The following is a 26,065-nucleotide window of genomic DNA, read 5'->3' on the forward strand; positions in this document are numbered from 1 at the left end:
GCCTATTCTTTAGCCAATATGGGAATGTCTTTTGCCTCAATGGTGTGTGTGGAGTAGCCGTTGAACGTAACATTGATCATCGCTTTACCCACTTCTTCCAGTGTAAGGAAATAGTAAGGGAAAATAACCCTGAACACGTACATGAAACTAAATATCTTATAAATAGGTTTGAGGTTTTTGGCGCCCTTCGTGGCTTTCATAAATGCCGGACGGAAATTGTACACCGCTTTGAACGGAAGTTTGGTCAGGTCATTTTCTGTTTTCCCTTTGACCCGTGCCCACATTATTTTTCCTTTTTCAGAACTGTCAGTGCCCGCACCAGACACATAACAGAAGGTCATGCCGGGATTAACAGCGGCTAGGCTGCGGGCGAAATTCAGGGTCAGCGTATAGGTGACCGCGTAGTAAGCCTCTTCCTTCATGCCAACAGACGAAACACCCAGACAGAAGTAACAGGCGTCGTATCCTTTTAGCTGGTCCACGATGGGGGATATATCGCTGAAATTGTTATGAAGAATTTCTGTCACCTTGGGATGAACCACCCCCGAAGGTTTGCGGTTGAGCAGCAGAATTTTCTCTACTTTGGGATTGGCGATGCATTCCTGCATCACACCTTCTCCCACCATACCGGTGGCGCCGGTTATTATTACTTTCAGTTTCATAGCTGACAGTTGTTATTTGTGTGATAATTTCTCCCACCATTTTTCCCAGACTTTACCAGGATGATCGAGGTCTACTTTTTCTCCGATTAGCGGCGTGGTGACAGGTATATGGGCAGCTTCCGCCAGCAGGGTTACCTGGTGAAGAGGCTCGTACCATGGATGCTGCGCCAGTTTGAATTTGGAATTGTGTACCGGCATAAAGGCCGCTGCTTTCAGTTCCCGGGCCTCTTTGACCACTTCATCCGGAAGGGAGTGGATATAAGGCCACCGCTCATTGTATTGTCCGCATTCCAGTATGGCCAGATCGAAGGGGCCAAAGCGTTCCCCGATTTCTTTGAATTGGGGGCCGTAGCCGCTGTCGCCGCCGAGAAAAAGCTTTTTAGTGGGTGTTTGCAGCACGTAGGATGTCCACAGAGAGATGTTCCTGTTGAAAAGCCTGCCGGAAAAATGTCTCGCTGGCATCAGGGTTACCTGGAAGCCTTCGAATGGCGTAACGCTATCGTACCAGTTTTTTTCTGTTAGTTTATTTTTGTTCCAGCCCCAGTATTCAAAGTGTTGCGCTACACCGAGTCCGCAAATCACTTTTTTTACTTTCGGCTGTAGTAGTTGTATTGTCTGATAATCCAGATGGTCCCAATGGTCATGGGAAATCAGTAACAGGTCTATGTCGGGCAGGTCTTCCACCTGGTAGTGATTGGCGCCGGGGAAGGCTTTTACAGATCCCCGTACCGGTGATGCGTTACCGCTGAAAACAGGATCTACCAGTAATTTCTTTCCATCTACCTGAATAAAATACGAGCTATGTCCAAACCAGACCAGCACATTTTCTTCCGGGCGCAGTTGTTTTAAATCTGTATTGATAAAAGGGATGGGCGATGTTGGCGTGGTGTCAGTATGTTTGCCAAAGAAATGCCAGAGCACTTTCAACATATTTTGTCCCTCTACCAGTGCCGGTGTGGGGATCTGGTTTTGGAACTGCCCGTTTTTATAATTGGAAAGGGTGTTGAAATATGCTTTCCGGTGAGTGTCTGGCGCCTGGCCATATTTTTTCTTCATTAATCCAGTTTTAGTTTTTCTTCTTCCAGATCGATGTGATGCAGGAATTTCCTGATAATCTCTTCATCTATCTGTTCTTCTGTCTTATTCTTGTTTAACAGGAATTTGCGCTGTTGTTCAAGAATATTTTTATAGATCGATTTGACGTTTTCCGGGAGGACCACTGTTCTGTTGAACTGTAGCTGGTTTTGCCATTGAAGCGCCTGTTGTTGCAGATGGAGGTTCTGTTCCATATCTGCCGGGTGATGTTCCTGCAAGTAGGTCAGCGATGCACGGGCCAGTTCTTCCCGGATCATGATTTCTGTTTCGTCTTCCGGCAGGTGATCGTGAAAATCCGGGAGCTTTACTTTCCTGATCAGTATGGGGAGTGTTAATCCCTGCAGGACCAGCGTCACCAGGATGACGACAAATGTGATGTACAATATCAGGTTGCGTTGGGGGAAGAGGACGCCGTTGTCGAATGCTACCGGAATGGATAGTGCGGCAGCAAGGGACACCACGCCCCGCATGCCGGTCCACCCCAGGAGCAACGGTGCTTTGAAGCCGGGGTTCCTGTCTGCCACGGTAATGAAGCGGCCGGCTATCACCGTGGTGACAGCCGCTCCGTAACCCGCCAGCATTCTGCCTATGATCAGGGTTGCCGTGATTAACAGTCCGTAGCCGGTGGCCTGGTAGAAGCTGATGCCTTCCGCTCTCAGGCCTGCCGTTATTTCGGGAAGGTCCAGGCCGATGAGGATAAATACCAGTCCGTTCAACAGGAATACCAGGCTTTGCCAGACACTTTCGCCTCTTAGACGTGACGCCCCGCTTAGGAAACGGTGACGGTGATAGGAGAGGAAAAGGCCACCACTGACTACTGCCAGTACACCCGAAGCGTGGGCTGCTTCTGCGCCGATGTACATGGCGTACGGTGTTACGAAAGTGAGGATGATGTCCATGTTCACATCAGTGGGAAGCCATTTATGGAATTTGATAAAAACTAATCCTATCAGCAGGCCGATGGCAACGCCGCCGGCTATCATCCATACAAAACTGAGGGCCGCTTCATGCAGTACGAACTGGCCGGTAGCCACGGCCACCATGGCAAACCGCATAATGATCAGAGAAGAGGCGTCGTTGAGCAGGCTTTCCCCTTCCAGTATAGAGGCCATTCTTTTGGGTACTTTGACGAATTTCAGGATAGCGCTGGCGCTCACCGCATCCGGCGGAGAAACGATGCCTCCCAGCAGGAAGCCCAGTGCCAGCGAGAATCCGGGGATAAAAGCGTTAGACACTAATGCAACCGAAATGGCCGTGAGGAAAACCACCACAAAAGCAAAACTGCCAATGATCCTCCGCCAGTGCCATAGCTCTTTCCATGAGTTGGCCCAGGCGGCTTCATACAGCAGCGGAGGAAGGAAGATAATGAAAATCAGTTCAGGGTCTATTTTAAGGACCGGGATACCGGGGATGAAACTGATCGCGAGCCCTGCCAGTACCAGCAGTACAGGATAGGCCACTTTGATCCGGTTGCCCAGCATGATTAATAACACTATCAGAACGATAACGGCCAGATAAAAGGGGAAATGTTCGAGCATGCGGCGTTTATAGTTAAAAGTTGATTAAAGCACTCTCCGGATTAGGATTACATATTTTAAATTTAGTACTTTAAATCGTTTCTGATAGTGATTATTTAATGCTATTGTTCATCAAAAATGTCCTTAACCTGATGATGTACCAGGTTAAGGACGAATAAGGGAGCTAAATATTTTCTTTAAAGACTTTCCCTGTTGCATATGAGAAGGGAAACGCTGATAATTGTGAATTGCTGATTTCTCCACTGGATTTTGAGGACTTTAATCTTCCTTATCCGGATAGTCTTGAGTGGGTCAGGAATTATTTTTATCGTTATTGACAGCTGATTTTACTTTTCACCACCAAGGGCCGGCATAAGCCGGCCCTTAGATTTCCGGAGAAACCTTAGTATATATTGTAACTGATGAAAATGCCGTGTATACATGACAGTTACCCTATCATGCCTGCTGCCTGTTGGGTTATTGATACAGGTATCTCAATGCAATGATATCATTAGCATTGAAAGGACGGTTTACACCGTTAGGAATACAAGCCAACATCCAGCTGTTGGGATCACCGCCGGTAGGAGTGCCCGGAATGTTGATAGCACCTACGCCGGCAGAACCTTCGTTGCCGCCGGAACCGCAGCTGTAGGCGCGGTTGAAGTAGTCAGTATGCCTGAAACCGATAGTATGGCCGATTTCGTGAGCAATAACAGTAGCCAGATAGTTCTGGTTCGGGTTGCTGCCCAGGGCATTGGCATCAGAGTTCAGTTTGATTGGGCTCGGAGGGTTACCGGTAGAGCAGTTAGGGAAACCGGCAGATTGTCCTAAGATACCGGCGCCGAGGCTGGCATACTGGATCTTGATTTGTCCACCACTGGCTACGCGGGTAAATTTCAACCGCAGGTTCAGTGCATTGTAACGGGCAATGGCGATATCGGTAGCTGTTGTATAACCGGCAGGCAGGCCACTGATAGAAACAGTGATCGTGCGCGGAATACCGGTGATCAGGCAGCTGGTACGATATTGCTCATCGTTGGCAATGCGCAATACAGGAGAATTGGGTTTGTAATTCAGTGATTCGTGTGTCAGGTAGATATCACCTTCCACTACGTAACCACCTTCTACAGTACGAACGTTATCGGTGTTGTACCCGAGGCTCGAAATCTGATTTTTTACGTTGTCGGAAATTGTCTGTTTTTCTTGCTGAACAATATCCTGTGCATTATCTCTTTTACAGGAATAGACCACTCCGCAGAGAATGGCAACCATCAATGAAAGGCCGGCGGCCTGTTTAATAGTGATTTTCATTTGTCAGGTTTTGAGGGTTTGGGTTTACATCAAGTCTGAAGCAGGTTGACAGATTTTGGTTGCTATCATTGAATTGGGCTATCGATTTGGTTCGCTACAGATATATGTATAAGGGCTCTCGTTAAAATGAAGTTAAATAGTGTCACTGCATTGTGTTCGCAAGGCCCTGTTTTTTTTATCTTGTGTCAACGTTTGTATAAACAAAACGCCCCGGAAATTTTCCGGGGCGTTGTTCAATTGTAGGTTTAGTTCCAACCGCCGCCGAGCGCCCGGTAAATGTTTACCATAGCATTCAGCTGTTGTTTTTTGGTTTCGATCAGTTCAAATTTTGACTCCAGTGCATCGCGCTGTGTCAGGAGTACTTCCATGTAATCCGCACGGGCAAACTTGAACAGGTCAGTGGAAATAGTGATGGATTGCGTTAGTGCAGCCACCTGCTTTGACTTCAGATCGTAGCTTTTTTCCAGGTTGTTGATCTTTGCCAGCTGGTTGGCCACTTCCACATAGGCGTTTAAGATAGTGCGTTCATAATTATAGACCGCTTGCAGTTGTTTGGCATTAGCGCTATAGTAAGTGGCTTTTATCGCGTTTCTGTTGACCAGCGGGGCCACCAGTTCTCCGGCTACTGAGTACAGCATGGATTCCGGTGTTCTCAGCAGGTAACCCGGATTAAAGGCATTGTAGCCGAAAGATGCCGAGATGCCCAGCGACGGATAGAACTGTGCTTTAGCCACTTTGATGTCCAGCTGTGCAGCCGCCAGTCCCAGTTCCGCCTGTTTGATATCGGGGCGGTTGGCCAGCAGCTGCGAAGGCAGGCCGGCATGAATGGAAGCTGGTATCAGTTCATCGAAATGTTGGCCATCTCTTGGCACCGGCTGCGGATAACGCGCCAGCAGGAAGTTGATCCTGTTTTCCGTTTCGGTGATCTGCTGCTGGATATCGTATTGCAGGCTTTGTGTTTTCAGCACCTCTGCTTCAAATTTACGTACGGCCAGCTCCGTTACACGGGTGGCTTCTTTTTCCAGTTTTACGATATCGAGCGCGTTCTGCTGGATTTCCATGTTCTTTTTCACGATCTCCAGCTGATTGTCCAGTGCCAGCAGTTCGTAGTAGGAGTTGGCTACTTCGGCCACCAGATTGGTGATCACGAAGTTCCGGCCTTCTACAGTGGACAGGTAGCGGGCTACTGCTGCTTTTTTAGCATTGTGCAGTTTATGCCAGATATCCACTTCCCAATTGGCGTATATCCCTAACAGGTAGTCGGGCAGCGGATCGGGCATTTCCTTGCCTGGTTTGATTTCCGTGTTCTCTTCCATGGCACCGATGTTGGTGTAGCGGCCTGCTTTATCCAGACCGGCGCCTGCCCTTACGCCTACAGAAGGCAGGTATTCCCCTTTCCTGGCCCTTACTTCATTACGGGAGATCTCTATCTCCTGCAACGTGATATTCAGTTCCTGGTTGTTTTTCAGCGCTGTGTCAATCAGGGCCACCAGATGAGGGTCGGTGAAATATTCCTTCCATTTCACCTGTGCAGTGTTGACAGTGTCCTGCGAGTTGTTGTAACTGTCAGGGACGTGTTTGTTGGCTGTCTTTCCCGTCAGCTCCGGCACCTTACAGGCCGCATAGGCGAGGGAAAAACAGATGAGCCCTATATAATGATATTTTCTTCCTGGCATATGATCAGTTTCTTGAGTTAAAGCTGTCTTCTTCCATGATGAGGATTTTGCGTTCGGTCAGCGGTTTCTCATCTTCATCTTTGATCAGCTTGCGTTTAGCGGCGATACTGCCGAATATGTAATACAATCCCGGGATGAGGATTACCCCGAAGATGGTGCCTATCAACATGCCGCCCAGTGAGGACGCGCCGATGGTGCGGTTACCGATGGCGCCCGGACCGGTGGCGAAGATCAGCGGTATCAGACCAGCGATAAACGCCAGGGAAGTCATGAGGATCGGACGGAAACGGGTTTTGGCGCCTTCGATGGCGGCATCGAATACGGATAGGCCTGAACGGTGTTTCTGCGCGGCAAATTCCACGATCAGTACCGCGTTTTTGCCCAACAGGCCTACCAGCATGATCAGCCCCACCTGTGCGTAGATGTCGTTGGACAGGCCCATCACTTTGATCAGCATAAAGGAACCAAACACACCTGCCGGCAGAGAGAGCACTACCGCCAACGGCAGTACGAAACTTTCATACTGTGCGGCCAGGATGAGGTATACAAAGAACAGTACGATCAGGAAGATGTACAACGCTTCGTTGCCACGACCGGCTTCGTCTTTGGAAAGACCTTCCCAGTCAATACCATAGCCATGCGGGAGGGTTTTAGCGGCCACCTCCTGGATGATTTTGATGGCTTCGCCGCTGCTATAGCCTGCTGCAGGCTCACCACGGATGGCGGAGGAGTTGTACATGTTGTACCGGGTGATCTCATTCAAACCGTGTGTTTTTTTGATGCTCATGAATGCGGAATAGGGCACCATTTCATCACGTTTGTTTTTTACGTAGAGATTCATCAGATCGTCCGGTAGTCTGCGGTATTCAGGTGCTGCCTGTACATATACTTTGAGGAAGTTGCCGAAGCGGATGAAACCCAGTTCATAGGTACTACCGATGAGGATGGAGAGGTTGTCCATGGCTTTACCGATAGAGACGCCTTTCTGCATAGCGGCCTGGTTGTCTATCTGCAGTTCATATTGCGGATAGTTGGCACTGTAGAAGGTGAACAGGCCGGTCAGTTCCTTGCGTTGTTTCAGCGCGGCCATGAATTCGTCGTTAACTTTCTCCATCTCTTTATAATCATCGCTGTTGGTTTTATCCAGCAGACGGAGGGAGAAACCGCCGGCAGCGCCATAGCCCGGTACTGCAGGAGGGCCGAAGAACTCGATGGTGGCGCCGGGTATTTCCTTACATTTTTCTTCCAGTTCCGCGATGATCTGTGTAACGGAGTGTTTACGTTCTGACCAGCCTTTGAGGTTGATCAGACAGGTGCCCGCATTGGAACCACGGCCTTCTGTGAGTACTTCATAACCGGCCAGTGCGGATACGGACTGGATACCTTCCACATGTTCAGCGATCTCCTGTACTTTTTTGGCCAGGTCGTTGGTGCGTTCCAGTGTGGAACCGGGAGGCGTCTGTATAATGGCGTAGATCATGCCCTGGTCTTCACTGGGGATGAAGCCTGAAGGCAGTACCTGGCTGATGCCGAAGATACCCACACCGAAGGCAATCAGGATGCCGAAGGTGATTGCTCTGCGGTTAACGATCCTTTCCATCAGACGGGTGTAGCGGCCGGTGAGCTTTTCAAACCCTCTGTTGAATGCATCCAGGAAATACTGGATAGGTGTTTTCTTCTTCGGCTGGCCGTGTGTGTTTTTCAGCAGGATGGCGCAGAGTACAGGCGTGAGCGTGAGGGCCACCACACCGGAGAGCACGATAGACGTTGCCATGGTGATGGCAAACTGCCGGTAGAAGATACCTACGGGCCCTGGCATGAAGGACACGGGGATAAATACCGCCGCCATTACAAAGGTGATGGCCACGATAGCGCCGCTGATCTCATGCAATACCTTTTTGGTGGCTGCATAAGGGGGGAGGTGTTCCTCTTCCATTTTAGCATGCACCGCTTCAATCACCACGATAGCGTTGTCCACCACGATACCGATGGCCAGTACCAGCGCGAACAGGGTGATGAGGTTGATGGTGAGCCCGAAGACCTGCATAAAGAAGAAGGCACCTACCAGCGACACCGGTACTGCCAGGGTGGGGATGAGCGTAGAGCGCCAGTCACCCAAAAACAGGAACACCACGATCGCTACCAGCACAAAGGCTTCACCGAGGGTGTGGATTACTTTTTCGATGGAAGCGTCGAGGAAGGTAGATACGTCATAGCTGATCTGATAATCCATGCCGGGAGGGAAATCGGCTTTCATCTCTTCCAGCTTGGCTTTTACTTCCTTGATAACGTCATTGGCGTTACTGCCGTAGGTCTGTTTCAGTACAATGGCCGCAGAGGGGTGGTTGTTCAGGTTGGAATAGATATCATAGAATTCACTGCCCAGTTCCACGTCTGCAATGTCTTTCAGGCGGAGGATTTCACCGTCCGGGTTGGCCCGGATGATCACGTCCTTATATTGTTCCGGCTGATTATATCTTCCCTGATAGGTGAGCACATATTCGAGGGCTTCCGAGCGTTTACCATCGCTTCGGCCGAGACGGCCGGGAGAGCCGATGACGCTCTGACTGCCCAGCGCTTCCATCACTTCATCGGTGGAAACGTTGTAGGCCCGCATCCTGTCGGGCTTCAGCCAGATACGCATGGCATATTGGCGGCTACCGAGGATCTGTGCGTTACCGATACCTTTCACCCTGCTCAGCTCGCGGAGGATGTTTACGTTGGAGTAGTTGTACAGGAAGTTTTCATCCGCTTTAGGGTCTTTACTGTATACGTTCACATACATCAGCATGTTGGGCTGAAGGATGTTCACCACGATCCCTTCGCGTTGTACCAGTTCAGGCAGACGGTTGGTCACCTGTTCGATACGGTTTTTTACGTTTACCACGGCCTGATTGGGGTCGGTGCCCAGATCGAAGACCACTTGTATATTGGCCTCACCGGCGCTGGTGGCGTCGGAGGTCATGTACTTCATGCCCGGAACGCCGTTGACCGACTTTTCCAGGGGGATGAGCACGGATTTTACCAGCACGTCTGCGCTGGCCCCCGGATAGGCTACGCTCACGATCACCCTTGGCGGCGCAATGGATGGGAACTGTGAGGTAGGCAGGGTATTGATGGCCAGGATGCCCATGAAGATAATGACAAGGGATATCACTATCGCAAAGACAGGCCTTTTCATGAATATATTAAACATGTCGCTTTTTTCTTTAGGTGGATGTTTACGTTATTCCGTTGGTAACTTCAGGTGGGAAATCACCTTTGCCGGCTCTTCATAGTCGAAGGTGATTTTATCTTTGTCTTTCACCTTCCGTAAACCTTCCAGCAGTATTTTATCATCTGCGGCCAGTCCTTCCTGTACCACATACAGGTCCGGCATTTCGGCGCCGATGGTGATGGCTTTTAAAGTGACGATATTGTCTTTGCCTACTACGAAGACATATTTTTTATCCATGATTTCCATGGTCGCTTTCTGGGGGATGATCAGGGCATTTTTCAAGGGTACGTCCATGAGGATGCTACCCGTTTCCCCGTGTCTCAGCAGTTTATCCGGGTTAGGGAAATTGGCCCTGAACGCGATGTTACCGGTTTCGTTGTTAAACTCGCCTTCGATGGTTTCCACTACGCCGGGATATTTGAACACCTGTTTGTTGGCCATCAGCAGGTTCACTTTCACTTCTCCTTTTGATTTCAGGCTGGCCTGGTAGTCGAGGTATTCCGGTTCAGATACATTAAAGTACACCCACATGTGGCTGTTGTCTGACAGGGTGGTGAGCAGGTCGCCGTCACCCACGAGGCTGCCGAGTTTTAAATGCAGGCGGTCCACGATGCCATCGAACGGCGCTCTGATCTCTGTAAAACCGAGATGTACTTTAGCCAGTGCCAGTTCTGCTTTTGCCTTTTGCAGTTTAGCGTTGGCCAGTGCCAGTTCATTTTTGGATACAACATTTTTGTCGGCGAGGCTTTTGGTGTTTTGCACTTCAATTTCTGCCGCCTGGGTCTCTGCTTCGGATTTTGCCAGTTCTGCTTCGTAGAGTTTAGGCATGATCTTGAACAGGAGCTGACCGGACTTTACCACCTGGCCTTCATCTACGTTGATGCCTTGCAGGTAGCCTTTTTCCTGGGCCCTTAGTTCAATGTTGCGTATGGAGCGTATCTGGCAAACATATTCCCGGGTAATAGTGGTATCCATTTTCATTGGACTGGTCACCAGGAATTTGGTAGCTTCTTCTTTTTCTTCTCCTTTGGACGATTTACAGCTTGTATGGCACAATAAGGCATACAAGCCCATGAGCATGACGATTCTTTTCATATAAAATGATGCTTGGATTCAGGTCGGTTAGAACATTCTTAACGCAGGGACATGACAATCCCGATCTCATAGCGGGTACGCTATGCAGACAACTTAGTCAGATGTTTTTTATCAGTATGTAAAAGAAGGATGAGGCGATTGTATTCGCCTGTTATAGTGCAGGAATCAAATCCTGATAACACGGTTTACTATGAACTTATCAGCAGCCGTACGGGAAAAGTGAGGGAAATTTGGCCGGTGGTTGCTGAAGAGGATGGGAAAAATACTTCCGGGCTGAAGGGCATAAAAGGAGGTAATACGGCATATCCCGGTCTCCAGCAGTTTCCTGAAGGATTCCGAATCGCTTTCTTCCTCGATTTCCGTTGCTTTCATCTTGTCGCCTATGCTTCCTTTATCGGAGGGAGCTGCACAGACAACAGCATCGCTGTTGGGCATAGTTGTCAATTCCGCCAGTACCGGGTTTTCGGAGATTTGTTGGCAGGATTGGTCTAAACGAAGTTCGTCCGCATGTGCATAGCTTCCTAATAAAAGAAGACATAATGACAAGAGATATCCAATAAATAGTCTCATCATTAGAACCCAAAAATAGTATCAAAACAATTAAGTAGGTATAGTTAAAAATTAAATTTACTTTAAAATCGATGGAAGCGGGATAAATGGCTATTAGCCGGGAGTGATGGGAAAATGTGTAACTTAGGTCTGTAGCGATCTTCCCCATTCGACTACCCCGGCGCACTGGCGGCGTTGGATAGAGAAGAAAAAGATTTTGACCGCCTTATCGACAGTATTAAATTATTACCGGCAGATGGCATTAAACAAGGTGAGCCGTTGAAAAGGCATGCTGTGGACTATTATACCGCACTTATTTAGCACATGGATACGAAAAATGTTTTTATTGCCAGTGAACGATACCTGGGGAATATCAACTGGATACTGACAGATGGAAATGAATGGAACTACATTGGCGTGGGAGATGACTATGATGAAAATAAAGTGGATGCCTTCATTAAGCGCCATTTTGGAACGGCAGAACTTTTCCTGATTCTTGACAGGCATCGGGTGGAAATATGCCCAGCGGCTACCGCTGCACAGTCTATCAGATTATTTTTCGCCAAAAACGGCCTCACGGTCAGCAACCGGGATTTTACCAAAATGATGGTGTTTAATAAAATTGGTGTAATGAAATACGGCGATAGAGTAGGATAGAGATTTTAATACAAATCCGGCTTCATCACGCCCATTCCCTGGTAACGTTGCTTATTCATCTCATAGTGCATTTCCGTCACCTGATTAAGATAATCCTTCAGGGGAGGTAAGGCATATTCCTTCCGGACCTTATCCACATTAACGGAATCGAGTAGCCCGTTTCTGGGAAATGCTCTTCCGGTGGTGGTTACCTGATAGGCGATCTGGGTGCCGAATAATTGTTTCCTGCCGGCGTTGACCTGCACCCGGTCAAACAGGTATGCATAGTTGTTAGGGTTGGCATTTTGCTTTTTAACTTCTTTGTTCATCGCTTTCAGCACCTGGGTTTGAAACTCGGGGAACTTATCACAATGCTGTACCAACAGCCAGAAATGAGTAGAGCCTTCTTTTCCTACCATGTTAAACCCCGGGAACCCATATTTTTTAAAAATGGCTGCAAGCCTTTGTTGATGGAGGGCAAAAACACTGTCTTTAAAATGGTTCCATTGTTCGGTCGTATAATCTTTATACGGTCCTTTTTTGATATCAGCCGCGACCTGATCTTCTTTTACCAGTTCTATCAGTTCATTTTTCAGTGCGGTTTTTTTAGCGTCTGTCAGTCTGACGGCACAGCTGCTCAATATCATGGTGATGGTCAACAGGGATATAGCTTTTGTCATTTTGGTTGATATTAGGGTAGCTGAAGATACAGGAAATAGCTGATGTTTACTCAAAGTAATGTTGTTTTCAAAAAACCGATTAAGCGCGTAGGATAATCGGTTTTGTAAGCCATGGTAAAGGGAAAGGGCGGTAAATCGCGGGACGCGAAAGAAATAATATCCAGATGAAATTTCGTTTATCCGTAATAGTACCTTTTTTCTCCTAATGCGTTTTGTGTAAGAACACCCTTTGTTGAGATGATTAATATAACCCATAACCTACAGATTATTTGGATGAAGAAAGAAATTGGATTACTAATTGATAACAGTGATGGCCAGGAAGACATATTTAACTGGTTTGCCAGTGAAATTGAACAGTCAATACAGGAAGGAGAACATGATTTCGGGTTGAGTGAAATTATGGATAAAGTCCAGCACGTAGAGATGTCGTTGCAAGATTTATCGGAGAAGATAGATGTTAGCAATGAAAACGAGCCAACCTCTTTCAGCGTTGCGATAAAGCGAACCGGAGATTTGCTGAGGAAGTGGATGGTTTTGTTCCTGAACAGGAACAAAAACCCGAATGTTGTTTATTTTTTCAACCTGGAACTCGACAATATTCTGGAATACATTACTGTAGATAACATTAGCAACAAATCTATACCGGTTATTGAAAGAGATTTTTCAGTTATTTTCCTGATACAAGGAATTGATCTTGGTGATACTGTCAGGAAGATGAGCCGCGACGGGCTGTTTCAGCTGTCGGACAGCTTGCCTACCTTGAGCAAGAAGATAATTGATAAATTTGTTGTGGAGCTTAAAACGACGACATTTTCCACTTCTCAAATAGCTTTCAGAGACTTGATGCTGGGGGACACTCCCATGTCTCAGATAGCATTGAAGGGCTTGAGGCATGCAGATGCATCCGAAGAGTTTGTTCAGGATGGTGAAGAGGTTGAGTATCTATGGTTGGCTCACCTTTGGATTGATACTACTGATGCCGGTAAGGCCAACAAATTTATGCACTTGATTTCTTCCACACTTTGTTATATTGATAATGTTAAGGTGGAGCTTGTAAGTGCCAAAGTGGGGAGCCTTATGCAGAATTGGATTGTGACCGTGAAGGGATGGTTTACGAAGGAAAATATCCTGCAGATTTTGGCAAAAGTAGTGAAGGCTATAGAAGCATTTGGTCTTGGAAGACATATTGAATCTGTTGAGAAGACGAAAGCAGACCGTCGGAAAATAGAGGAAGATACCAAACGTATGATGTCTGAGGAGCAAACGCGACAAATGAATGAATTGGCGGTGGCGGAAAAAATAGAAGATGTTAAATCAAAGATGCTGGATAATAAGCTGAAGGAACTTGAGTACCAGCAAAAGTTAAGTGATATGCTCGCAAGTGGTTTGATGGAGACGGATGCGAATTTTAGTTTTATGATGAACAATTGCCTGGTCGTAAAACGGGAAAACGGTCGCCTTACAACAGGGAACATAGAAGACCTTGATGCCACCACGGGACGCAGCGAGACAGATACATCGCAAGACCCCCCAACCCTTTAAAAACAACCGGTTATCTGCTCAAAGCAGATAACCGGTTGCTGATACCCTTTTGTCAGGCAGTATTTATTGATTAACTGGTTGCTGGTACTGGTAACTATATTGTTTCAGTATTTTTCCGTTCTGGTCTTTGATTAGCAGCAGCCGTCCCACATTATCATACTCATAGTAAACGATTTTACCACTGGGGTCTGTTTCGCTGGTCACACCTACCGCTGGTTTGTAGGTATAGGTGCTTACCAACGCGTTCGTTCCTTTGAGGCCGGTGCGTATCTTGTCCAGTTCTGCCCTGAGCTGTACATCGCTTTGCGGGTTTCGGATCACAGCCGGGTCGACATAACTGATGGCTGTCTGATAGGTAGAGCCAATAATTTTGGCGACAGGGTATAAGTCATTGTATCCCCAGATATATACTTCGTTGATATCATTGGTTTTGCTCTGTTCCTGTATGTTCCCGTTGTTGTCATACAGGTTGAAGTTCAGTACCTGTTCATAGTTGTTGTCGCGTTTCAGATCGTTGTTGAGAATATACGCGGGCACAAAGTTAGTCAACGGCTCAGGGGTACTGAGTTTGTATGCCGAAGTCATTACAGCGCTCTGGTTGTTGGCCACAGGCAGTATTTTGTATTGTACCTGTGCGGCGGACAGGGTAGTGGTGGCGCCTCCGGCAACCTGTTGCGTGTACTGCTCAATCATGGCATTGTGCATATTACTGTCTTGCATGAACTTCAATGCCTGCAAGCCTGCTGACAAGGCGCCTGAAGGAATGGTATAGTCCGTCGGGTATTTGTTGTATATCCACAGGTCATTCATTTTTGAAGTTACCTTGTGAATGCGCGTAGGCTGTATGTGTTGCAGGTTGTCGTACGTATATTCGGTAACGTTGGTCAGTTCTCCTGTGCCCAGATACTGCTTTTGCGTGGTTTTTTTCAACAATACGCCGGCGCTTTTATAGTCGTAGGTATTAGTTGCGAATTTTTCTAATGCCGGTCCTGTAAAGTTGAATCCTTTTTCGCTATAGCCGGTTTTCCATCCGCGTACGTTACCTTTTTCGAAGGTGTCATATTCGTTGATGGTCTCCGCTACCCGCTTGCCGGTATTGTCGAAGGTCAGTTGCCGTTCCAGCATACCGTTTGTGATATTCACATTAGGAGTAGGGCCGAAAGGATAAATATTGAGGCCGCTGGCATTGTTATCCAGCTTGTAGATATACCGTATGCTGCCGTTTTGTTTGTTGCTGCCAATGCTTTCCAGTACTTCCCGGTACACAACAGACCCCTGTCCTGATTCTATTTCATTATTGGGGGCTGACGTGCGTATGGTCAGCGGACAGGGATAATTCGGAGTATTAGTTCCATCGGAATTTTTGACCGGTTTCATAGCGACATAGCTGTAATTGTATTTGGGCCTGTTACACAGGTAACCGCTGGACAGGGTATCACTGCCAAAGTTATAGGTATATGTTTTGATGATGTCATTGACGTGATTGATGCCGTCATAGGTGGTGATTTTCCGTATCCGGAGGCCGCTGGCGGTGCCTATATAGGTATAACCGACAAAAACACCGTACGTAATAGACACGTACGCCAGTTCATCGTAAATAGTCTCTTCGCTGTGTTCCGCATCCAGGATGATCAAGTGCTGCCCGGCGCTAAAATAAAGGTCTTTTGTCGTGCTGGTGATATATCGCCGTTCTCCTGTCGCCATATTCACGGCAACCGCTGTGGCAATGTTGCCGCAACATGATCTTACTATTGCACTAACACCTACATGCAGCTCTTTACTGAAATTTAGCTTAATAGTATCGCTTTTGGGGCCTCGGTCTTTAGGGCTTGTAGCGACCGCCTTTCCAACACTGATTGGTTGGTATATAGGATCTTCTACTGCTCCGCCACCGCCATAATAACTATAGGTGTGGTTCTCAAATTCAAAGGTAGTAGATCCCCCTGTAGGATACTCAATCTTTTCAAGAATGCCGGCTTTAGTATACTGGCTGTTGGGTGCTCTGTTTCCACCCGGCAGGCCCAGATCTTTGTCTGCCGGAATCAAAGTAGTATTACTTGCGTTATTATAATATCCCCAGTGGTCTTTTGATTTTGCATTAATGGCCGGGAGAGGTGTTTGTTCATAATATAGTTTATACGCAGAAATCACATTGTCATTCATATCTACCGTACTGACAGACTGTAACTTCAAACGGTCGGGAGTGACATAGTTTAACTTATACTTATTTACATCTGTGTATACGCCGCCCACATTGGATGATACCGTGATATCGCTTAGGGCATATTGCCCCGTCCCTTCATCCGTTCTTGGAAAAGCATAATTAAAACTAATTCTGCCACCGGGGTATTCGATTTTCTTTATTTGTTGTTGGGTGTATGACCGTGTAGTAACACAGGAAGTTAGTACAGGCGTAATACCCGGACAGCCCTGTATACCACCGCAATTTCCACCATAACATGCATTTCGTGATTCTGTTTCCGACGTGGAGTTGATAGAAACACTACCTGAAATATATTCAAAATTGATCGTACGTTTACTTACTGGCAATATAATCGTAGTGAGATACCACGCGGAAGTATAGGAATCGTAAGAATCGCCACAGTTGCTGGTTACCCAGGTGATATCTGTTGCTTTAAAGATATATTTGGTCCCGTTCTCCGTTGTCACAGTAAAGGAACTTCCGGTTGCCCAATCCCATTTAACCCGGATGTTTTTGTAGGGCATCAGCTGAACCACCCCGTTGGTGTCTACCACAAATTTTCCACTGTAGCCACCAAAATTATAAGAAAACTCATCCGGTTGAGTATCTATGATCCCCAATGCACTGGACCTGAATCTCTGAAAATTGCTGGCGTCCATCTGCCAGGGACGATCGGCCGGTATCAACTTACCATGTCCCTGTCCAAGATAGCCATACTCGTCCGGCGAACCATGCACGGTCCGGGTAATTGCTCCACCGGCATTCAATGCCCATCCCAGTCCTACATAAGAAGCTATTTCATCCACTCGGTTCCCGGCTGCATGATAAGATAAGTTCACCGGCATATTAAATTCGCTGCCAACCGCTATCTGGGAGAGCGGGATTTCAATGTTAGGCAAACCATTAAACAGGTTGACCGGGGTTTCTCCATATCTTCCCAACGAGGCGGCATTCGGTGAAGGCGGAATTACGTTGAATTTTGTCGGGTTCAATGGCTCTTCCTGAGCCAATAAGCTGTTACAGCAAATGAACAGCAGGAATAGGGTGCATCTTAATACTTTCATCGATCGAAAATTTCTGTTCAGAATATAAGGATTCACATGGGTGGTTATGATCCACCGGGAAACGAGTCATTTTATAAGTTTCCGGAAATTGGTCTTTGCACTCTAAAGGCATTTAATTGGTTAACATTTCGCAGATACTTTTTTGATTAATGCAATATATTATATTTTAACATATTGTGTTGTTAAAAGGCAAATTGATTATAATAAAAAAATGTATATGGACATGAAATACAAAGATGGACAAAAAATTTCAACGATCAAACGCGCTTTGTCTTTTTAACAGCACAATACAGAAGCATTCTTTACATAGCCATAAGCCAATAAAAGAAGTGGATAAATCAGCAACTGCATAAAAGATACAGTCCTTTCTGCTAATTTACGATAGTTAAACCAAAACAAAGTATTTTAAACCCCTGTAACCTTAAAACCTATACCAACAATGTTAATCAGCCCGGGTGTATGAACCCGATTAATATGCCCTGTTAACGCCGCACAGGCGTTGTTAGCTTTCGTTTAAGACGTTCCATACTCATATTTACTCACCTGGTAGTGAGCGATAGTAATAGCTATGCGCTTACTATTTTAACCCTTGTAATATGCAAAAGAAGAGAGCACTGTATAGTGCATTGTTATTGGTTGGATTGATGTTTTCCAACAATGCCCTATTCGCCCAGATATCGGCGCAGCTGGAACCTTACTTCAATTCCTACACCCAATTTATTACCAGCAATAAGTCTGATAGCGTGGTGTTATACTTTCAGCATAGCAGAATGGTGAAGGACACAACACGACTGAAATCCCAACTGGCTACTGCATTTCCGGGTAAAACATTCTCGCAGTTTAACCTGATGATCGTTGGTGGTTACGGTTCCAATACGCCGGTACGAAGTAGTACAGGTGGTGAAGGGTCGGACCTGGATATTAATATGCTATTTAAAATCAATAATGGTATTGCGGCAAATATCTCCGCCTATACTTTTAAAGAGCAGGTAAAATCGTGGCTTACACTCCTGTTTCCTAATACAGCTAAATCCCATTATGTGTTTAACATGAAAGATCCTGTTGTGGAAGTAGTGGCTGATACTATTCTTCCTGCTGGTGATACCCTGACTTATCACATGGATATCGGCTCATTTAACCAATTAAGCGTGCCTCAGCATCCCGGTTGTCTTCCTGCTAACCTGTGTTCGGAAATGGCCTGGGGAATAGGTACTGATAATGATATATTTCCTGCCACGTGGAATGAAACAGCTTCGCCGGGGTTTGCAGTCGACTTCAATCAGAAATTCCCTGCTACCACTACGGCAGGTGAAAAAGCCCTGAGCGTTTGTAAGATGCTGAAGTTTTGGAGTAAGACCGCCAACTATTCCCCTAATGAGGATGATGTGCCTCCCTCACTATCATATCTGATAGCCAGCTATAACTGGGCGCCGGCCTATGCTGCGCCTACCACCTACCGCCTTCAACAGTTGATTGCAGATGTAGACAGCCTGAGGAAGAACGTATTCAATAATAATTGCTCCTCTGTGGCAGGAGCTAAGTTGACGGTACCTTTCTACACATCGATGAATTCAAATCTCCTGAATAAGATGAGTACAGCCGGATTGCAGACCTTCTGCAATTCGCTGAAAAAACTTTCGGATACCCTGCACTTCGTCGAAACGCAGACCAGCTTACCAAGAGCCTTGCTGGCATTGAGTAATGTGTTACCTTATTTCAACAACGCGCCTGCAGGTACTTTCCGGGTTGTATCAGTGTCTACTGGAGGAGTTATATCGCCCAAAAACGATGGTACCGCTATTGGCGATACCCTCGTACAATACTCTTTCTCCAACGTACCTACCAAAAAATGGGTGTTAGGAAACATTCAGCTCAAGGCAGACGGTAAATGCTATTATGTGATCTCCAATTTTCAAAGCGGCCTTGTAATAGACAATCCCGGCGCTTCGATGGCGCAGGGCACGCCTATGATTCAATGGACATATGGTAATGGAGGAAACCAAAAATGGGAGATCCTCTTTCTTGGGTATGATGGTAGTAACAGGAGGATTTACCAGATAAAAAATAAAGCGAGCGGCCTATTACTGGATGTAGAATATCCGTGGGGTATCGGCGCCAGAATTATACAATGGCCGAATAATGGGGGAGATAACCAGAAATGGTATCTTGAAGAATAATCACTACTATACAGGTTGTCCGCTTTTAGCGGACAACCTGTATCTCATAATCTTCAGCCAGGCCGTAATCATACAGATCGTAGTCACTCCCCGATGGCTGTGTTTTGATATTATACCATTTGCCCGGGTCTACCAGCCCGGGTACGGGTTTGTTGTAAAACGGACCCAGCAGGTTTTTCAGGCTGCCGATCACCGTTACTTCTACTTTGTTGTTCCCCTTTTTTATGAACTGACCGATGTCAAGCCTGTTGGGCTCGGAAGTGATGATACCGGCAAATACATCATTGACTTTTACGGCGGCCACAGTGCCCTGCCATTTGCCCAATGCTACGGCGTATGACTTGCCCGGATCTGTTACAGTGAAGCTTTTCGTATAGGCGATACCTTGACTGTACAATGGCAACCCCTGCTTGTTCCAGTAACCGGTCTGTAGTGGTTGCGGCGGAACAATGCGCCAGCCTTGTACTGCTGCTTCCAGGTGAAAATCGCCCAGGATATACACCGGTTCAATCTCTGCATAAACACGCATGGGGGCAACGGTCACGGCTAGTTCATTGTCCCCGGCTTTTAAATAATTGCCAATCCGGTACACGCCAAAGGACCGGTCGAGCCACCATTTGCCGGGTTCGTTTTTAATGGTGACGCCATTCATTTTTACCTCGTGCCAGAGGTCCGGCTGCTCGATGACTGCTTTGAAATCCCGGAAGTCCACACCGTCTTTCAGCTGGAAATGGTATACTGCCGTATAGCCGGTGCCGGTAGAGAAGGTATCCCGTCTTACGATGGCGTCTTTGAACTGGGTACGGTTATTCCACGGGTTACCTACGCCATCGGTAAATCCATGGTGCTTAAAAGCGGTATTGGAAGCCTGGCCAACATGCAGGTGTGTGTAACCGGTATCGGGCTGGTGTAAATAGAGATCGCAAAAATCGATGGTCAGGGTGTTGTCTGCCGGCCGCGATACTGTAGTGGCGGAAGCCTTGGCAGTAGCCCATTCATTGGCTTGCGGGGCCGACTGGTACCCCGGCAGTTTTTTATCGGCAATAAACAACATCAGGCTGCCAGCCGGAGGTATGGTCACTTCAAACTGTACAGCGTTGTTGTTTTGCGTATAGTGGTAGCGGGAGATTTTACCGGCATGCATGTCCATCTCCAATACATCGTGGCCCAGCATATTGATTTTGCCGGAAGAAGCGCTGGTCATGCTGGCATTGGTCAGCAACAGTAACTCGCCATTGGCCAGTTGACGGCGCTGATGATAGATATTGCCACCAATGCTGTCACCCTGCGCGGCGGATATACGAAAACCCTCCTGTTGAAATAGAGTCGTGCTCACAGCCTGTATTTTATCTGGCGGAAGGATAGTAGCTAACTCCTGATTAACCTTTCCATCTACCAACCGTAATTGTTCAAAGCAGACTACTTTTCCACCAGCGGCCACATAATCTTTCAGTAACCGGTGGCCAGATAAGCATTTACGTTGTCGATATACAGCTCATAACGCCTGTTCCACAAACTGATAAATACTTCCTGTACAATTTCCTCCGCCAGGTTTTTATCCCTGCTATGGAGATAAGCGATGGCCAGCAGTTGTTTCCAGTAACGGTTGTAGATTTCGGTAAACGCGCCGCTGTTGCCCTCTCGCAGGGACACTATCAGGTCAGCATCAGATGGTGGCTCGTACCGGGTCATGTGATTGGTGTGGTACGCAACGTTATAAAAATAAATTCAGATTTTATATCGGGATATGAAAAGATAATAATAAGGAAACAGGATACCGGAAATCAAATTTGACAAATTGATTTGTTTGATATTTTTTTGTATTTTAGATAAACGGAACATTGATCAGAATAACCCATATCGTATGTTTGTTTTTATAAGTTATACCCGAACGTCACTATCGCCTGCTAACGCCATTCTTCTCCCAGAGTTGTAACCACGTTTTCCCACAGGCATATCTAACATATTTTGAAAATGATGGATGTTAATGGCCGCGCATAATAACGGCGTTTAATAACCACATTTTTCCTCATTCCCATTCCATCCCGGGTCCCAGGGCTGAAGCCCTGGGCTACGATGTTGTTCAGGCTGTTTTGCGGCTTAAATCCATTAAAACATGCTGAGTACCTCGTTGTTCAGGGAGGGGAGGAGTGAATCTTAACCGCAAAAACTCTTGGTGCTGAACAACCCGCCCACGGCCATGTCCATTTGACTAAAGACAGGGAGGATTTACTATTAAATGTTATGAAAATGAAAACGAAAAAACCCTCATTGACCAAAAAACTGATGATCAACAAATCCACTATCGTTGCGCTGACAGACCAGAAAGACCAGTTAAAGGGACGTATTTCCTACCATACCTTCATCAATTGTGATGATGAGGCCCGTAGGAATGGTCAGTTCTGTTAAAAATGGTTTTTGATTAATGCCGGAAAACGTTGTTGTAATTCGTTTTCTGGCCCCCAGTCCCAGGGCTAAAGCCCTGGGCTAAGATGTTATTCAGGCTGTTTTACAGATTAAACTCATTAAAACGTGCTCAATCATCTTTGCCGGGCAAAGAGGTATAATAGCGCCTTTTGGTGAATCTATGCCATGAAACAGCCTGAATAACATCTTAGCCCAGGGTTTTAACCCTGGGTTCCCCGGTGGGCATTGGATTCATGGGAGTTCGTTGAATCCATTCTATTCGTTGCATTCGTTTGATTCGTTGAATTCGTTTGATATTGGATTTATTGGATTCATTCAATTCATGGATTCCATGCATTGCGCGTTTTATAATATTTCCACATATCCATCGGTTCCGTTTACCCGTATCCGTTGGCCGTCTTTGATCAGCCGGGTAGCATTTTCCATGGCTACTACAGCCGGGAGGCCATATTCCCGGGCGATCACCGCGCCGTGTGTCATCAGGCCGCCGACTTCGGTGACCAGTCCTTTGATTGATACGAACAATGGTGTCCAGCTGGGATCGGTGAAGGCGGTGACGAGTATGTCGCCCTCTTCCAGGTTGGCATCGGCCATATCCAGGATAACACGGGCGCGTCCTTCAATAATACCGGCGGAAACGGGCGTTCCGACGATAGCGCCTGCGGGAAGGTTTTCCCGTTTGTAACTGCCGTTAATGATTTCCCCGTCGGATGTGATCATCCGCGGAGGCGTCAGTTTTTCGAATAGTTTATATTCCTCTTTCCGTTGATGGATAAGTTCGTTGTCCAGCTGCTGGCTGCGCACCACTTCACGGAATTCCTGGAAAGTAAGATAATAGACATCTTCTTTTTCCCGGATAATGTTGGCACGTACCAGTTGTTCCGCTTCCTTCAGTAAAGCCTGCTTATAGATAAAGTAACGGCTCACCAAACCGTATTTGGGGTATTCGCGGTAGCCGAGGAAGTTCCGCATGAGGCTGATCTTTTGTTGGGTTTCGGCTGCCTTCTGTTCTCCATCGGGCAATGATTTTAGCCGTTGCAATAACTCCTGTTCTTTTTGTAAAGCTTCCTGTTGTCCCTGTTCAAACTTCCGGATACCGGTGCCCGGCTCAAAGTTGCGGATGTTACTGAGAATGACGGGAACGAGGCTGAGGGGTTTTTCACTCCAGCGGGTTTTGGTGATATCGATTTCCCCTACGCAGCGCATACCATACTTTTGCAGATACCCGGCGATGGCCTCATGGGCTTCTTCACCGCCTTTCAGTACAGGCAGTTCTTCCAGGAAATTATCGTTTGTTGTTTGTTGTAAAAAAGCAACAACTTCCGGATAAGGACGGATGACATCTGCCACGTCCAGCAGCGCCAGTCCCATTTCTGAGGTGATGTTGTTGGGAACGGATTGAGAAAGTGTGCCCGCTACTCCTTTTTCACCGAGCCATTTTTCGATGTTGTCATTAATCCAGAATAAGGCTTCCACAGCAGCCATGATCACCCGTAGGCTTCGTGACTCAAACGTGATCTTTCTGGATTGTTGTACATCTTCCGGAATAAAATCAAATAAGTCCAGACCTGATTTGGTTTGAATGTTTTGTTTTAACAGTTCAATCGAAGACCGGCTATTGCTGATAAGTTCCGTAGTAATGGCTGGGTCGTTTTCCAGTGGCGGTTGTCCTTCGTTTGTAGGGATGGGCAGTTCCGTTTTATCATCCGGCAACGGTTTGATGAAACCTTCCCGCGCCATGATGATGGTGAGCGCGTCTCTGGTCAGCGGGTCGGATTTGCCGAGCGTGTTCATGATGGCCTCTCTGCCCGACGGCGTTGCGAGAAAGTGGGAGATATCGATAAACAGTCTCCCGCCGGCAGGGGACATCCGGGCCGATGTTGCCATCAGGAAAAAAGACAATCCCAATGGTTTCATGGCGTCGGTCATCATTTGGTTGTGGCCAACGGACGCGTATACATGATTTTCCTCGTCCGGCGCTTCCGGTATAGGATATAAAGTGGTGATGGGTCTGCTTTGTACAATGTAAAATGTATCGCCGGCAAGGCACCATTCGATGTCCTGGGGACTGCCGAAATGCGTTTCTATTTTCCTTCCCAGGTGGCTTAGCGCTATTACCTGTTGATCCGTCAGCGATGCATAGTGCTGCTGCTCCGGCCTGACAGGCTGCGTGTGTGTGCCGCCATTTTCAGCTGGCAGAATAGCTATTTGTTTGTTGGATATTTTCCGGTCAATGATTTGGTCTTCGCCGACTTTGTAGTTATCTGCATTGACGAGGCCGGACACCAGTGCTTCGCCAAGCCCGAAGCTGGCATCAATGGAGAGCACTTTCCTGTTGGACGTTACCGGGTCTGCGGTGAACATAATACCTGATACTTCCGGGAAAATCATTTGTTGCACCACGACCGACAAACTCACTTTGCTTTGGTCAAATCCATGTTGCAAACGATAGGTAACCGCCCTGTCTGTGTACAACGATGCCCAGCATTGGCTGATATGTTGCAGGATGGCAGCTTTGCCGGTGACGTTCAGGTAGGTGTCCTGCTGGCCTGCGAAGGAGGCTGTGGGCAGATCTTCCGCTGTGGCGCTGGAGCGCACGGCATAGGCCTTATGCTCGCCCTGCAAACGAAGTTGGTCCGAAACCGCTGCCGCAATATCTTCGGGAATGGGCACGCTTTCGATGGCTGTACGGATTTGTGCGCTGATATCACTGATGTTTTTCCGGTCATCTGCCTGCAGCAGGGCCAGCTGGTCGAGCAATGAATGCAGCGTTGCATGGTGGCTGATCGCAGCTTTATAGGCGTCTGTGGTTACGCAAAAGCCCGGAGGTACCTGTGCTCCCTCCATGCGGCATAGCTCTCCGAGGTTAGCGCCTTTGCCGCCAGCCTGTGATACCATCGTTTTATCGATTTCCTGAAAATCAAGTATGTAAGCGCACATATCGTTTATTTGTTGAGTTTAGTAGTGGTCTCCTGCATGATCTCAATAGCCTGGGAGAAATAGCGTTCGATGACTTTGGCTTCTTTTTCGGAGAAAGATGCTGTCAGTTTTTCCGACTTGCTCCGGAAGTCCTTGTAAAGCGGTTCAAACAGCGCCATGATGAGTTTGGTGTTAGGCTCAATGAGCACCTTTCTTCTGTCACCTTCCGCGAATTTTCGCTTCACCAGGTTTTTCTTTTCAAATCTGTCTATCAAACCAGTGATGGCGCCGGTTGTGAGGCCGGTCAGGGCTGCCAGGTCTCCTGCGGTCATCTCGCCCCGTTCCAGCAGAAAACCGAGGTATTTATGGTCCGTACCGGAAAGCCCTGCTTTCCGGGCTACGGCTTCGTGCATCTGGAGAGCCGTATAAGCATATGCCTGGGTCAACTTTCTGATCTGTTTGATGATGTCCTGCTCCATTTTATATCTTATTGAGTAAATATCTTAGTTACTAAGATAAATTGTCTGAAATTAGTATCCAAATAATTCGGGTTAAAAAAGTCTAACGGCAGAGGGCGATGTCCGAAATTCCAGGAACAGCACGCCAGTCCGGCTGAAATATAGCCCGCACATATTTGTGATATACCCGCGAATGTTGGCCCATTTTCCGCGAATGTTAAACGCGGTTGACGTTGTGGCTTCTTTTCCTCATTTTTGATAGCACAGGCATGAACATGATAAGATGAAAAAATAATGTGGTGGTCGTTGTGGAAAAAGAGGGGAAAATGGCATCCTGTGTATGAAGGGAGGACATCAACGGAAATGTTGGTCGGATAAATGCAGAATAGTAAACTATATAAATATTTTTTATGGCAGTAGGATTATTTACAGCACCTATTTTCTATATGATCGGCACAGCGGATTTCCTGCATTCATTTTTCTCAACGATCGTCTACCGGCTGGAGGATAGTGATTGGGGAAGCCGATTCCCTGTATTGATGAATGAACTGTTTATTGATGGAATAACCCATACGCAAAGCGAAGCCGCGTTGCAGGAGTTGGCAGTGATCAAAAAGGAGTTGGCTGGTTTGTCTCCGGACCAGGTGATATGGGATATTGAGGATCTTTCCAAACAACCGCCCTGGGGAGTGGATATTGCGCATACCATTACCAATTTGTCCAACTATTTTGTTACCAGTGATGGTAAGCAGTTGATCACCGTATTTGAAACGGCTTTAAACACAAGCATCAGCACACAAAGGCCATTGATCATCCGGTCGATGTAGGATTTTTAAA

Annotated in this window: 19 protein-coding genes; 5 read left to right on the forward strand and 14 right to left on the reverse strand. The window is 47.1% G+C overall.

The genetic code is table 11. From position 1 onward, the window contains the following. Positions 1–2: 2 nt before the first annotated feature. The 8 genes from HHL17_RS10825 to HHL17_RS10860 form a co-directional block, all read right to left on the reverse strand. On the reverse strand, positions 3–662 hold the full coding sequence (locus tag HHL17_RS10825; protein WP_169224734.1) for an NAD-dependent epimerase/dehydratase family protein: 660 nt from the start codon (positions 660–662) through the stop codon (positions 3–5). Between the two features lie 12 nt (positions 663–674). After that, the gene (locus HHL17_RS10830) at positions 675–1,718 is read right to left on the reverse strand and encodes an MBL fold metallo-hydrolase (RefSeq protein ID WP_169224735.1); all 1,044 of its coding nucleotides are present in this window, start codon (positions 1,716–1,718) and stop codon (positions 675–677) included. After that, entirely contained in the window at positions 1,718–3,295 is a 1,578-nt protein-coding gene (locus HHL17_RS10835) for a Na+/H+ antiporter (protein ID WP_169224736.1), read from the reverse strand. Before HHL17_RS10835 ends, HHL17_RS10830 begins: the two co-directional genes overlap by 1 nt. 456 nt (positions 3,296–3,751) lie before the next feature. Beyond that, the gene (locus HHL17_RS10840; protein WP_240975121.1) at positions 3,752–4,585 is read right to left on the reverse strand and encodes a M57 family metalloprotease; all 834 of its coding nucleotides are present in this window, start codon (positions 4,583–4,585) and stop codon (positions 3,752–3,754) included. A gap of 245 nt (positions 4,586–4,830) precedes the next feature. Continuing rightward, complete coding sequence (locus HHL17_RS10845; protein WP_169224737.1) at positions 4,831–6,261, reverse strand: TolC family protein; 1,431 nt, start codon at positions 6,259–6,261, stop codon at positions 4,831–4,833. A 4-nt stretch (positions 6,262–6,265) separates the two neighbouring features. Next, positions 6,266–9,457, reverse strand: coding sequence for an efflux RND transporter permease subunit (locus HHL17_RS10850; protein ID WP_169224738.1), 3,192 nt, complete (start codon positions 9,455–9,457; stop codon positions 6,266–6,268). 30 nt (positions 9,458–9,487) lie between these two features. After that, on the reverse strand, positions 9,488–10,573 hold the full coding sequence (locus HHL17_RS10855; RefSeq protein ID WP_169224739.1) for an efflux RND transporter periplasmic adaptor subunit: 1,086 nt from the start codon (positions 10,571–10,573) through the stop codon (positions 9,488–9,490). Between the two features lie 165 nt (positions 10,574–10,738). Then, the gene (locus HHL17_RS10860) at positions 10,739–11,146 is read right to left on the reverse strand and encodes a hypothetical protein (RefSeq protein WP_169224740.1); all 408 of its coding nucleotides are present in this window, start codon (positions 11,144–11,146) and stop codon (positions 10,739–10,741) included. A 300-nt stretch (positions 11,147–11,446) separates the two neighbouring features. Here HHL17_RS10860 and HHL17_RS10865 point away from each other — a divergent pair, with 300 nt between their 5' ends. Continuing rightward, positions 11,447–11,779: a hypothetical protein gene (locus tag HHL17_RS10865; RefSeq protein WP_169224741.1), complete on the forward strand. Its 333-nt coding sequence runs from the start codon at positions 11,447–11,449 to the stop codon at positions 11,777–11,779. A 5-nt stretch (positions 11,780–11,784) separates the two neighbouring features. Here HHL17_RS10865 and HHL17_RS10870 read toward each other — a convergent pair whose 3' ends face one another. Continuing rightward, positions 11,785–12,438, reverse strand: a complete 654-nt coding sequence (locus HHL17_RS10870; protein ID WP_169224742.1) for a DUF6624 domain-containing protein — start codon at positions 12,436–12,438, stop codon at positions 11,785–11,787. Between the two features lie 273 nt (positions 12,439–12,711). On the opposite strand from HHL17_RS10870, the gene HHL17_RS10875 reads away from it, so the two are divergent. After that, entirely contained in the window at positions 12,712–13,980 is a 1,269-nt protein-coding gene (locus HHL17_RS10875) for a hypothetical protein (RefSeq protein ID WP_169224743.1), read from the forward strand. Positions 13,981–14,043: 63 nt separating this feature from the next. Here HHL17_RS10875 and HHL17_RS10880 read toward each other — a convergent pair whose 3' ends face one another. Then, complete coding sequence (locus HHL17_RS10880; protein WP_169224744.1) at positions 14,044–17,247, reverse strand: hypothetical protein; 3,204 nt, start codon at positions 17,245–17,247, stop codon at positions 14,044–14,046. 596 nt (positions 17,248–17,843) lie between these two features. On the opposite strand from HHL17_RS10880, the gene HHL17_RS10885 reads away from it, so the two are divergent. Continuing rightward, a complete protein-coding gene (locus HHL17_RS10885) occupies positions 17,844–19,424 on the forward strand; it encodes an RICIN domain-containing protein (RefSeq protein WP_169224745.1) in 1,581 nt (526 codons plus the stop codon). A gap of 25 nt (positions 19,425–19,449) precedes the next feature. Here the strand turns inward: HHL17_RS10885 and HHL17_RS10890 are convergent, their stop codons facing one another. After that, the gene (locus HHL17_RS10890) at positions 19,450–20,760 is read right to left on the reverse strand and encodes a hypothetical protein (RefSeq protein WP_169224746.1); all 1,311 of its coding nucleotides are present in this window, start codon (positions 20,758–20,760) and stop codon (positions 19,450–19,452) included. Positions 20,761–20,873: 113 nt separating this feature from the next. Continuing rightward, a complete protein-coding gene (locus HHL17_RS10895; RefSeq protein WP_169224747.1) occupies positions 20,874–21,116 on the reverse strand; it encodes an RNA polymerase sigma factor in 243 nt (80 codons plus the stop codon). A gap of 558 nt (positions 21,117–21,674) precedes the next feature. Between HHL17_RS10895 and HHL17_RS10900 the strand changes: the two genes are divergently transcribed. Beyond that, a complete protein-coding gene (locus HHL17_RS10900) occupies positions 21,675–21,833 on the forward strand; it encodes a class I lanthipeptide (RefSeq protein ID WP_168869469.1) in 159 nt (52 codons plus the stop codon). Positions 21,834–22,196: 363 nt separating this feature from the next. On the opposite strand, the gene ppsA is transcribed toward HHL17_RS10900, so the two are convergent. Together ppsA and HHL17_RS10910 are read right to left on the reverse strand one after the other, a co-directional pair. Further along, entirely contained in the window at positions 22,197–24,791 is a 2,595-nt protein-coding gene (gene ppsA / locus HHL17_RS10905; protein WP_169224748.1) for a phosphoenolpyruvate synthase, read from the reverse strand. Positions 24,792–24,796: 5 nt separating this feature from the next. Then, on the reverse strand, positions 24,797–25,249 hold the full coding sequence (locus tag HHL17_RS10910) for a MarR family winged helix-turn-helix transcriptional regulator (protein ID WP_169224749.1): 453 nt from the start codon (positions 25,247–25,249) through the stop codon (positions 24,797–24,799). A 389-nt stretch (positions 25,250–25,638) separates the two neighbouring features. Between HHL17_RS10910 and HHL17_RS10915 the strand changes: the two genes are divergently transcribed. Next, positions 25,639–26,055 (forward strand): Imm70 family immunity protein, encoded by a 417-nt coding sequence (locus HHL17_RS10915; RefSeq protein ID WP_169224750.1) that lies wholly within the window; start codon positions 25,639–25,641, stop codon positions 26,053–26,055. Positions 26,056–26,065: the final 10 nt, after the last annotated feature.

Origin of the sequence: Chitinophaga fulva (genome assembly GCF_012927205.1) — a bacterium.
GTDB classification, from domain to species: domain Bacteria; phylum Bacteroidota; class Bacteroidia; order Chitinophagales; family Chitinophagaceae; genus Chitinophaga; species Chitinophaga fulva.

Bases quoted from the DNA above. Each gene is read 5' to 3' on its own strand.
- HHL17_RS10825 (WP_169224734.1), bottom strand. From the start codon at position 662: ATGAAACTGAAAGTAATAATAACCGGCGCCACCGGTATGGTGGGAGAA.
- HHL17_RS10830 (WP_169224735.1), bottom strand. From the start codon at position 1,718: ATGAAGAAAAAATATGGCCAGGCGCCAGACACTCACCGGAAAGCATAT.
- HHL17_RS10835 (WP_169224736.1), bottom strand. From the start codon at position 3,295: ATGCTCGAACATTTCCCCTTTTATCTGGCCGTTATCGTTCTGATAGTG.
- HHL17_RS10840 (WP_240975121.1), bottom strand. From the start codon at position 4,585: ATGAAAATCACTATTAAACAGGCCGCCGGCCTTTCATTGATGGTTGCC.
- HHL17_RS10845 (WP_169224737.1), bottom strand. From the start codon at position 6,261: ATGCCAGGAAGAAAATATCATTATATAGGGCTCATCTGTTTTTCCCTC.
- HHL17_RS10850 (WP_169224738.1), bottom strand. From the start codon at position 9,457: ATGTTTAATATATTCATGAAAAGGCCTGTCTTTGCGATAGTGATATCC.
- HHL17_RS10855 (WP_169224739.1), bottom strand. From the start codon at position 10,573: ATGAAAAGAATCGTCATGCTCATGGGCTTGTATGCCTTATTGTGCCAT.
- HHL17_RS10860 (WP_169224740.1), bottom strand. From the start codon at position 11,146: ATGATGAGACTATTTATTGGATATCTCTTGTCATTATGTCTTCTTTTA.
- HHL17_RS10865 (WP_169224741.1), top strand. From the start codon at position 11,447: ATGGATACGAAAAATGTTTTTATTGCCAGTGAACGATACCTGGGGAAT.
- HHL17_RS10870 (WP_169224742.1), bottom strand. From the start codon at position 12,438: ATGACAAAAGCTATATCCCTGTTGACCATCACCATGATATTGAGCAGC.
- HHL17_RS10875 (WP_169224743.1), top strand. From the start codon at position 12,712: ATGAAGAAAGAAATTGGATTACTAATTGATAACAGTGATGGCCAGGAA.
- HHL17_RS10880 (WP_169224744.1), bottom strand. From the start codon at position 17,247: ATGAAAGTATTAAGATGCACCCTATTCCTGCTGTTCATTTGCTGTAAC.
- HHL17_RS10885 (WP_169224745.1), top strand. From the start codon at position 17,844: ATGCAAAAGAAGAGAGCACTGTATAGTGCATTGTTATTGGTTGGATTG.
- HHL17_RS10895 (WP_169224747.1), bottom strand. From the start codon at position 21,116: ATGACCCGGTACGAGCCACCATCTGATGCTGACCTGATAGTGTCCCTG.
- HHL17_RS10900 (WP_168869469.1), top strand. From the start codon at position 21,675: ATGAAAACGAAAAAACCCTCATTGACCAAAAAACTGATGATCAACAAA.
- ppsA (WP_169224748.1), bottom strand. From the start codon at position 24,791: ATGTGCGCTTACATACTTGATTTTCAGGAAATCGATAAAACGATGGTA.
- HHL17_RS10910 (WP_169224749.1), bottom strand. From the start codon at position 25,249: ATGGAGCAGGACATCATCAAACAGATCAGAAAGTTGACCCAGGCATAT.
- HHL17_RS10915 (WP_169224750.1), top strand. From the start codon at position 25,639: ATGGCAGTAGGATTATTTACAGCACCTATTTTCTATATGATCGGCACA.